A 9,544-nucleotide genomic window follows, 5' to 3' on the forward strand; every position below is an offset into this window, starting at 1 on the left:
CTGGGGCACCGCGGGTTCTGGAGGCCTTCGAGAGGCCGGGGGTCCTACAGACCGACCTCGCGCATGAGCATGCCGACCTCGGTGTTGGTCAGGCGGCGCAGCCAGCCGGACTTCTGGTCACCGAGCTCGATCGGGCCGAAGGAGGTCCGCACGAGCTTCTCGACCGGGAAGCCGGCCTCGGCCAGCATGCGGCGGACGATGTGCTTGCGGCCCTCGTGGAGGGTCACCTCGACCAGGTAGTTCTTGCCGAGCTGGTCGACGACGCGGAAGTGGTCGGCGCGGGCGTAGCCGTCCTCCAGCTCGATGCCGTCCTTGAGGCGCTTGCCGATGTCGCGCGGCAGCGGACCGGTGATCGCGGCGACGTAGGTCTTCTTCACGCCGTACTTGGGGTGCGTGAGGCGGTGGGCCAGCTCACCGTGGTTGGTGAGCAGGATGATGCCCTCGGTCTCGGTGTCGAGCCGGCCGACGTGGAAGAGACGCGTCTCACGGTTGGTGACGTAGTCGCCGAGGCACTGGCGGCCGTCCGGGTCCTCCATGGTGGAGACGACGCCGGCCGGCTTGTTCAGCGCGAAGAACAGGTGCGACTGGGTGGCGACGGTCAGGCCGTCCACCTTGATCTCGTCCGAGGGCTTCACGCGCTTGCCCTGCTCCAGGACGATCTCGCCGTTGACCTCGACGCGCGCCTGCTCGATGAGCTCCTCGCACGCACGGCGCGAACCCATGCCGGCACGGGCGAGCACCTTCTGCAGACGCTCACCCTCCTCCTCGGCGCCCGGGAAGGTCTTCGGGGTCTTGATCACGGGCTTGTCGGCGTACCGGTCGCGCACGCGCTCCTCGATCCGCGCCTCCAGCTCGCGCGGCTTGGACTGGCCGCTGCGGGAGCCGGGGCCGATGCGCGGGCCGCCGGCGCCGCCGATGCCCGGGGTACGGGAGACCTTGGGGCCGCCCTTGGCGCCACCGCGGGCCGCCGCACCGCGTGCACCGCCACCGCGGTTGCCGTCGGCCGCGCCGCGGGCACCGCCGCCGCCCGCCTTGGCGCCGCCACGGCCGTTGCGCTCGCCCTCGGGGCCCACGTCGTAGCGACGCTCCTCGGGGCGGGGGTTGCGGATGCGGGGGGCCTGCTCGCGGTCGCGGTCGGAGCCGCCGCCCTGGTGGCCGCCGGAGGAGCCGCCGCCCTGGTAGCCGCCACCGCTGGAGCTGCCGCCGCTGCGGTAGCTGCCGCCGGAGCTGCCACCGCGGGAGCCGCCACCCTGGTAGCCACCGCCGGAGGAGCCGCCACGGGAGCCGCCGGAGCTGCCACCGCCCTGGTAGCCGCCGCCGGAGCTGCCGCCACGGGAGCCGCCGCCGGAGCTGCCGCCACGGGAGCCGCCACCCTGGTAGCCGCCGCCAGAGGAGCCGCCACGGGAGCCGCCCGAGCTGCCACCACCCTGGTAGCCGCCGCCGGAGCCGCCACCGCGGGAGCCGCCGCCGGAGCCGCTGCCACCGCCGGAGCCGCCACCGCGGGAGCCACCACCGCCGCCGGAGCCGCCGCGGGGGGCGCTACCGCGCCCGCCGCCACCGCCGCCGCCGCTGTTCCTGTTGCCGCCACCGTTGCCGTTGCCGCTGCTTCGCATCAAAGTTCCGTCGTCTTGTCGTCTTCATCGGTATCCGGAGAGTCCGGATCGAACGACGGAACACCCTCTTGCGTCTCGGCTTCGATCGCGTCCGCCTCGGGGAGGAAGGGCGCGAGCTCCGGGAGCTCGTCCAGGCCACGCAGGCCCATCCGCTCCAGAAAGTAGTTCGTCGTCCTGTACAGGATCGCACCTGTTTCGGGTTCCGTCCCCGCCTCCTCCACCAGACCCCGCTGGAGGAGGGTGCGCATGACCCCGTCGCAGTTGACTCCACGGACCGCCGAGACCCGCGAGCGGCTGACCGGCTGGCGGTACGCGACGACGGCCATCGTCTCCAGCGCCGCCTGGGTGAGGCGGGCCTGCTGGCCGTCCAGGACGAAAGCCTCCACCGCCGGCGCGTAGTCCGCCCGGCTGTAGAACCGCCAGCCCCCGGCGACGAGCCGCAATTCGAATCCGCGGCCCTGGACCTCGTACTCGTCCACCAGCTCGCGCAGCGCCCGCGCGACCTCGCGGGGGGTCCGCTCCAGCACCTTGGCCAGGTGCGCCTCGGTCGCCGGCTCGTCCACGACCATGAGGACGGCCTCCAGGGCAGGCTTCAGCGCCAGCCCGGCCACGGGGGTCGTCACGTCACTCATTCCTTGACCTCCACGATCTGGTCGAACTCGTCCGTCACCGTCGGCATCCCGTCCCCGTCCCCGCCGCTCCAGCGCACGGTGAGCGTCTGCAGGGCCTCCTCCTGGTCCAGGACCACGGCCTTCTCCCGGTAGAGCTCCAGGAGGGCCAGGAAGCGCGCCACGACGGTCAGCGTGTCGGCGGCGTCCTCGGTGAGCTCCTGGAAGGTGGCCTCGCCGCGCGCCTTGAGCAGCGCCACGACCAGTCCGGCCTGCTCCCGGACGCTCACGAGGGGCGCGTGGATGTGGTCCACGTACACCTGGGGCTCGGCCCTGGGCTGCATGGCCTTGACGGCGAGCCTCGCCAGTCCCTCGCCGCCGATGCTGATGACCACCTCGGGCAGCAGTTCGGCGAGCCCGGGTTCCAGCCCCACGGTGCGCGGGTAGCGCTTGCCCTCGGTCTCGGCCCGGTCCTGGAAGATCTCGGCGATCCGTTTGTACGCCCGGTACTGCAGCAGCCGCGCGAACAGCAGGTCCCGGGCCTCCAGCAGCGCGAGGTCCGCCTCGTCCTCGACCTCGGCGACGGGCAGCAGCCGGGCCGCCTTCAGGTCGAGCAGGGTGGCGGCGACGACGAGGAACTCGGTCGTCTGGTCGAGGTCCCAGTCGGGCCCCATGGCACGGATGTACGCCATGAACTCGTTGGTGACCTCCGACAGCGCGACCTCGGTGACGTCGAGCTTGTGCCGGGAGATCAGCTGCAGCAGCAGATCGAAGGGCCCCTCGAAGTTCCCGAGCCGCACCATGAACCGCCCGTCCCCGACGGGGTCCGCCGCGGCCGATCCTCCGGTGTCCTCGGCCGAGGGCACGGGAGGCGCCACAGGAGGCCCCACGGGAGCCGGTACGGCCTCCTCGGCCCCCTCCGGGCCCTCAGGGTCGCCGGTGGCCTCCACAGCCGGTACGGCCTCGACAGGGGGCCCGGGGGCCTCCCCCGGGTTCCGGGAAGGGGCGGGATCGGGGAACTCCTCCTCCCCCGGCACGGAGGCACCGGGCCCGCGGCCCAGCGAGCGGCGGGGCGGGAGGCCGGATTCGGCGGAAGGGGGCATCGCGGTCCAGGGTGGTACGGAAGGAGCGGCTGATCTGGGCCGGGGCCCAGTGCCCAAGGCTCCCACGCGCTACGCCACGGGAGCAGCGGGGACCCGGGCAAATCCCCGGGGGCAGCGCCAACCCAGCCGTCCGGCGTTTGAGGACCGGGGTCTGGGGTCTGGGGCGGAGCCCCAGGGTCCTTTCAGCCCGTCCGGCGCTTGAGGACCGGGGCAGGGAAGAGCCCTGGGAACGGGCGAAGGGCGGGTAGGGGAACCACACCCCCGCGCAGTCGGCGGGCCGACGCCCTCCGGCCCCGCCCTCGGGGGCCCCGCGCCGCAGGGGGGGCAACGGACCGACCCGCCCGAGCCCCCGGAGGGGTCAGCGCCCCCGGAGCCGACGGACCAGGATGCTCGCGTCGCCGCGGGACTCCAGGTCCGCCAGGACCACCGCGACGGCCTCGCGCACGATCCGTCCGCGGTCGACCGCCAGACCGTGCTCCCCGCGCAGCACCAGCCGCGCGTGTTCCAGGTCCATGAGCTCCTCCGCGGAGACGTAGACCGTGATCTTCTCGTCGTGCCGCTCGCGCCCGCTGGGCCGCCGGTTCGCACCCCGGCCCTGCCCCTTGCCCCGACCGGGGGTGGGGGCGGGGACGGCGTTACCGGAACCTTCCTGCGGCCGCCGCTGCGGGCCGACGCCCGGCTCCGTGCCCGCCTCAGCCTCCCGGCTGCGGCCTTCTCCCGCCGTGCCCTCCGCGGCCGCGGCCGCGTGCTCCACGCCCCGCGCCGAGTTCGGCGAGGAGGACGTCAGCGCCATCCCCCCGGTCGTACGGAACAGTTCGTCGGCTCCGGGCAGACTCACTCGGCGGGACACCGGGCGAGCACCTCCCTGGCCAGCTGGCGATAGGCGGCGGCGCCGACGGAGTTGGAGGCGTACGTGGTGATCGGCTCGCCGGCGACCGTGGTCTCCGGGAACCGCACCGTACGGCCGATGACCGTGTGGTAGACGTGGTCGTCGAAGGCCTCGACGACGCGCGCCAGCACCTCACGGCTGTGCACCGTACGGGAGTCGTACATCGTGGCGAGGATGCCGTCGAGCTCCAGCTCCGGGTTGAGCCGCTCCTGCACCTTCTCGATGGTCTCGGTCAGCAGCGCCACACCGCGGAGCGCGAAGAACTCGCACTCGAGCGGCACGATGACCTTGTGAGCCGCCGTCAGGGCGTTCACGGTCAGCAGACCGAGCGAGGGCTGACAGTCGATCACGATGTAGTCGTAGTCGGGCAGCAGGGGCTTCAGGGCCCGCTGCAGCGTCGACTCGCGCGCGACCTCGCTGACCAACTGCACTTCGGCGGCCGACAGGTCGATGTTGCTCGGCAGCAGGTCCATGTTGGGGACCGCCGTCTTCAGCAGCACCTCGTCGGCCGACATGCCCCGCTCCATGAGCAGGTTGTAGACCGTCAGGTCGAGTTCCATCGGGTTGACCCCGAGGCCGACCGACAGCGCGCCCTGCGGGTCGAAGTCGACGAGCAGCACCCGGCGCCCGTACTCCGCGAGCGCCGCACCCAGGTTGATGGTCGACGTGGTCTTGCCCACGCCGCCCTTCTGGTTGCACATCGCGATGATGGTCGCCGGACCGTGATCGGTCAGCGGACCGGGGATCGGGAAGTACGGCAGCGGCCGTCCGGTCGGGCCGATCCGCTCACGGCGCTGGCGGGCAGCGTCGGGGGCGAGAGTGGCCGCGTACTCGGGGTCGGGCTCGTACTCCGCGTCCGGGTCGTAGAAATGCCCCTCGGGCACCTGTTCGTAGTCGGCGAAACCCACGGGCTTGTCGCCGCTCGGGTCGCCGGCCCTGGAGTTCACGTCTAGGCCGTCCATGCTCTTTTGGGGCGTCGTCATGTGCTGGTGGTTTGCGAAGGTGCGGACCGCTACGGATCCCACGGCTTCGATTCCGGCAGGACCCTGGCCCCGCGCAGGCCCTCCTGCTCGACCACCTCCAGGAGCAAATGTCGACTCATTCACAAGTCGTCTTACCTCCTCGGACGTGACCAGGACACTTATCGATAGGTCAGCGTGGCACCATGCCGACGGTTGGCGACTCTATGGCGTGTCACCACTCAGCGGCAACACAATCCGCCGGACCCACCGCGATGTGTCGGCAACCGAACACCACTCTGTCAAGGGCGTACGAGCTGTCGCCGGGAAGTTTCGCGGGTGTGCGAAAGGGTTAAAGGGTTACGTTCGAGGCGAGTTGAGCGGCCCCTGCGATGACCCCGGGAACGCCTCCGGCCGGACCTCGCGAGCAAGGTCCGGCCGGATACGTGAGATTGACGTCAGTCGTTGACGACTCAGCCGAGCAGCGTGCTCAGCTCGAGGGTCTCGAGACCGTGGGCCTCGGCGACCTCACGGTAAACGACCTGGCCATCATGGGTGTTGAGGCCCAGCGCGAGCGCGGGGTCACGACGCAGCGCCTCGACCCAGCCGAGGTTCGCGAGCTGCACGATGTAGGGCAGCGTGGCGTTGGTCAACGCGTACGTGGAGGTGTTCGGCACCGCGCCCGGCATGTTGGCGACGCAGTAGAAGACCGAGTTGTGGACCTGGAAGGTCGGCTCGGCGTGGGTGGTCGCGCGGGAGTCCTCGAAGCAGCCGCCCTGGTCGATCGCAATGTCGACAAGGACACTTCCGGGCTTCATCTTGGCGACGAGCTCGTTGGTGACCAGCTTCGGGGCCTTCGCACCCGGGATCAGCACCGCGCCGATGACGAGGTCGGCCTCGACGACGGCCTTCTCCAGCTCGAAGGCGTTGGAGACGATCGTCTTGATCTTCGTGCCGAAGATCTTGTCGGCCTCGCGGAGCTTGTTGATGTCGCGGTCCAGCAGGGTCACGTGGAAGCCCATGCCGACGGCGATCTGCACGGCGTTCCAGCCGGAGACGCCGCCGCCGATGACCACGCACTCGCCGGCGTGGGTGCCGGGGACGCCGCCGGGGAGCACGCCGCGGCCGCCGACCGAGCGCATCAGGTGGTAGGCGCCGACCTGCGGGGCCAGGCGGCCCGCGACCTCGGACATCGGGGCGAGCAGCGGGAGGGCGCGGTTCGCCGTCTCGACCGTCTCGTACGCGATGGCGGTGGTGCCGGACTCCAGCAGGGCGTCCGTGCACTCGCGGGAGGCCGCGAGGTGCAGGTAGGTGAAGAGGGTCTGGTCCTTGCGGAGGCGGTGGTACTCCTCCGCGATGGGCTCCTTGACCTTCAGCAGCAGGTCAGCGGTCGCCCAGACCTCGTCGGCGGTGCCGAGGATCTCGGCACCGGCGGACACGTACTCCGCGTCCGTGATCGAGGAGCCCACACCGGCGTTCTGCTCGATGAAGACCTGGTGGCCGTTGCGGACCAGCTCATGCACGCCGGCAGGCGTGATGGCGACCCGGAACTCGTTGTTCTTGACCTCGCGGGGGATGCCGACCTTCATCGTGGCTCACGGTCCTTGGCTCAGGGGATGTTTCGGGCTACTTCAATACAAACCCGTCCACAAGAACGCGCAACGGGATGCACCAGAGGATGACCTGGTGAAGCCAGTCTAATGAAGGATGAGCGGCTGTCTAGCCTTGCAAAGCAATAATCTCAGTCGGAAACGCTGCGGATTTCGCAGGCTGCGGGGTCATCTCCCAGCAATCTGTCGGCCGCGGACCTGTGCAGCCTGGCAGCCGCGGGATCGCCGAGCCGGTCGAGCGTGTCGGCCAGCCGCACCTGGAGCGCGGCCTGCAGCCGCAGGTCCCCGGCCCTGCGCGCGAGCTCCACCGCCTCCCGGCAGGTGTGCAGCGATTCCTCGGGCCGCCCCGCGTATTCCTGGATCCGCGCCATCTCGCTCAACGCCTTGGCCTGGCCCGGGACATCGGCCAGCCTGCGGTAGCCGGCCGAGGCCGCCCGCCAGCTCCGCAGCGCGTCCCCGTACCGGCCCGCGTACGTGTGCACGTTCCCCAGCCGCCCGTAGAGCCGCGCCTCGTCCGCGCGCTCCCCCCGCGCGAGGGCGTGGGACAGGGCCCGGCCGAACCAGTCGGAGGCCCGGTGCCAGTCGCCCAGCTCCTGGTGCGCGCCGCCTACGGATTCCATCGCGCGGCCCGACGCGTACGGGTCGTTCGCCGCCTTTCCCGCGTCCAGCGCGGCCCGGTACCGGTCCAGCGCCTCCCGCGTCCGGCCCGTCCCGGCGTCCAGATCGGCCAGGTTCAGCAGCGCGGCCGCCTGTTCCCGGTGCAGATCGCGCCGCTCGGCCACGTCCAGCACGAGCCGGTGGAGCCCGTACAGCTCGGGCGCGGCCCCGGCGGTGCCGCGGTGCTCGGACAGGGCCCGCGCCAGCGCCGCTACGAACCTGCGCGCCAGGGTGTCCAGCTCCCCGTCGGCCACGGCCAGCGAGGCGGCGGCCAGCAGCGCGGGCAGCCGGGTGTCCAGCCAGGTCTGCGCCGCCCGCCGGTCGGCGAAGCGCAGCGCGCGCGGCACCCCGTCGAGCTTCTCGGGCACCCCGACGGATCCGTCGTGCCCGCCGAGTCCGTCTTCGTACGGCTCCGCCATGGCCCGGCAGGAGAACAGCAGCCGTACGGTGCGCTCCAGCATCCGGGCCCGCGCGAGCTGGACCTCGGCGGGCCGCTCCTTGGCTTCCAGCAGGGCCTGGAGCAGCGGCGCGAGGCAGCCGGGCAGCAGGAACAGCCCGTCGTGGGCCGACCTCAGCAGGCCCAGCGCGGCGAAATCCTCCAGGGTCGACTGCGCGGCGGCAACGGAGCAGCCGGCGAGGGCGGAGGCGACGTGGGAGTCGACGAGACCGGCAGGGGCAAGCGGAAGCAGCCGCAGGGTCCGCTGGGCGGGCTGCGGGAGGGATTCGTAGACGAGCCTGAAGGCCTTGGCCAGCGGTCCGCCGACACCGGCGGGCATGTCGTGCAGCTGCTTGCCCACGTCCGCCACCGAGGCTTTGGGGCGCGCGGCGAGCCAGCCGCCGGCCAGGGCGAGCGCGGCGGGCTGGCCGCCGCACTCCTCGGCGAGGGCTTCGGCGGCGCGCGGGTCGTTGGCGACGCGGATGTCGCCGATGCGGTGGACGAGCATGCGGACGGCCGAGGGGGTGTCGAGGCCGCCGAGGGTGCAGGGGCGGACATCCGGAATCCCGGTCAGGGGGCCCTCGGCGGTGACGACGACCAGGCACTCGGGGGTGTCCGGCAGCAGGGCGTCGACCTGGTGCGGATCGGACGCGTCGTCGACGAGGAGGACCATGCGGCGGCTGGTCAGGGCCGTGCGCAGGGCCGAACTGAGATCGTCCTCGGCGGCGCCGGGCGGGGTGGGCTGCCCGAGTCCCTCCAGGAGGGTGCGCACAGCACGCTCGGTGGCGACGGTCTCGCCCGTGGGGGCGGTGAGACGGACCCTCAGCACTCCGTCGGGATAGTCGTCGGCGATCTCGCGGACCAGTGCTTCGGCGAGGGCGGTCCGGCCGGAGCCGGGTCGCCCCGCGACGAGCAGCACGCGGGCCCGCGGGGACTTGGCCTTGCGGCCGGAGAGGGTGTCGAGCCCGGTTCGCGCGATGTCCTCGCGGAGCTCCTTGAGCTCACGCCGCCGCCCGACGAAATCCGTCACGGATCCGCTCCTCTCGCTGCCTTCGGATTGCGAGCGTAGTTCACACAGAGCGACGGACAGGGTGGAGCGCGGCGGACAAATCGCCCGATCGGATCAGCGGATGGGCACACTTACTCCTTCTTCACGCGCCCCTCGCACCGCTCAGCGCTGACGCGCTTCCCGGGCTTCGCGCCGCTGCGCCGGACTCCGTCCGGCGGTGGCCGGTCGGGGCTGCCGCCACCGCCGTCCCCGCGCGGGCCCGCTGGGCGGGTGCGGCTGGATCGGCCCTGCGGGGCGAAGTCCCCTACCCGCCCTTCCACCGTTCCCCGGGCGCTGCCCGGACCCGCGCCTCAAACGCCGGACGGGCTGGAGGGGGGCTCCGCCCCAGACCCCGGTCCTCAAACGCCGGACGGCTGAATTGGCTGCGCCGGGACGGGGACGGGGGCGGGGTGGGGTGTCGGCCTGGACGTAAAGCGTGATTTGTGGCGCAGCTGCAGCCCGGGCCCTGTCGGAGTAGAAGAGGGGGCGCCTAAATCATGCAGTCCAGGCCGACACCCCACCCCGACCCCGGCCCCCGCCCCCCCCCCCCGCCCCACCCCCCCCCCCCCAACACCCCCCCCCCCCGGGGTTGTGGCGCCGGGGGCCGGGGACAGGGCACCC

7 protein-coding genes are annotated in these 9,544 nt (G+C 72.3%); all 7 read right to left on the reverse strand.

The annotated features are described in order from the left end of the window. Positions 1 to 44: 44 nt before the first annotated feature. Complete coding sequence (locus MTF69_RS37440) at positions 45 to 1,613, reverse strand: pseudouridine synthase (RefSeq protein WP_243340992.1); 1,569 nt, start codon at positions 1,611 to 1,613, stop codon at positions 45 to 47. Further along, complete coding sequence (gene scpB / locus MTF69_RS37445; RefSeq protein ID WP_243340993.1) at positions 1,613 to 2,245, reverse strand: SMC-Scp complex subunit ScpB; 633 nt, start codon at positions 2,243 to 2,245, stop codon at positions 1,613 to 1,615. Before scpB ends, MTF69_RS37440 begins: the two co-directional genes overlap by 1 nt. After that, a complete protein-coding gene (locus MTF69_RS37450) occupies positions 2,242 to 3,324 on the reverse strand; it encodes a ScpA family protein (protein ID WP_243340994.1) in 1,083 nt (360 codons plus the stop codon). The genes scpB and MTF69_RS37450 overlap by 4 nt, the downstream gene beginning before the upstream one ends. A gap of 358 nt (positions 3,325 to 3,682) precedes the next feature. After that, positions 3,683 to 4,174 carry a hypothetical protein gene (locus tag MTF69_RS37455; protein WP_243340995.1) on the reverse strand — a complete coding sequence of 164 codons (492 nt, stop codon included), beginning with the start codon at positions 4,172 to 4,174 and terminating at the stop codon, positions 3,683 to 3,685. Further along, complete coding sequence (locus MTF69_RS37460; protein WP_243340996.1) at positions 4,159 to 5,196, reverse strand: ParA family protein; 1,038 nt, start codon at positions 5,194 to 5,196, stop codon at positions 4,159 to 4,161. The genes MTF69_RS37455 and MTF69_RS37460 overlap by 16 nt, the downstream gene beginning before the upstream one ends. 449 nt (positions 5,197 to 5,645) lie before the next feature. After that, positions 5,646 to 6,761 carry an alanine dehydrogenase gene (gene ald / locus MTF69_RS37465; protein WP_243340997.1) on the reverse strand — a complete coding sequence of 372 codons (1,116 nt, stop codon included), beginning with the start codon at positions 6,759 to 6,761 and terminating at the stop codon, positions 5,646 to 5,648. A 152-nt stretch (positions 6,762 to 6,913) separates the two neighbouring features. After that, entirely contained in the window at positions 6,914 to 8,905 is a 1,992-nt protein-coding gene (locus MTF69_RS37470) for an AAA family ATPase (RefSeq protein ID WP_243340998.1), read from the reverse strand. Positions 8,906 to 9,544: the final 639 nt, after the last annotated feature.

Source organism: Streptomyces sp. AP-93 (genome assembly GCF_022808175.1).
Taxonomy (GTDB): Bacteria; Actinomycetota; Actinomycetes; order Streptomycetales; family Streptomycetaceae; genus Streptomyces.

Coding starts and splice junctions, on each gene's coding strand:
- scpB (WP_243340993.1), bottom strand. CDS start 2,245: ATGAGTGACGTGACGACCCCCGTGGCCGGGCTGGCGCTGAAGCCTGCC.
- MTF69_RS37440 (WP_243340992.1), bottom strand. CDS start 1,613: ATGCGAAGCAGCGGCAACGGCAACGGTGGCGGCAACAGGAACAGCGGC.
- MTF69_RS37450 (WP_243340994.1), bottom strand. CDS start 3,324: ATGCCCCCTTCCGCCGAATCCGGCCTCCCGCCCCGCCGCTCGCTGGGC.
- MTF69_RS37460 (WP_243340996.1), bottom strand. CDS start 5,196: ATGACGACGCCCCAAAAGAGCATGGACGGCCTAGACGTGAACTCCAGG.
- ald (WP_243340997.1), bottom strand. CDS start 6,761: ATGAAGGTCGGCATCCCCCGCGAGGTCAAGAACAACGAGTTCCGGGTC.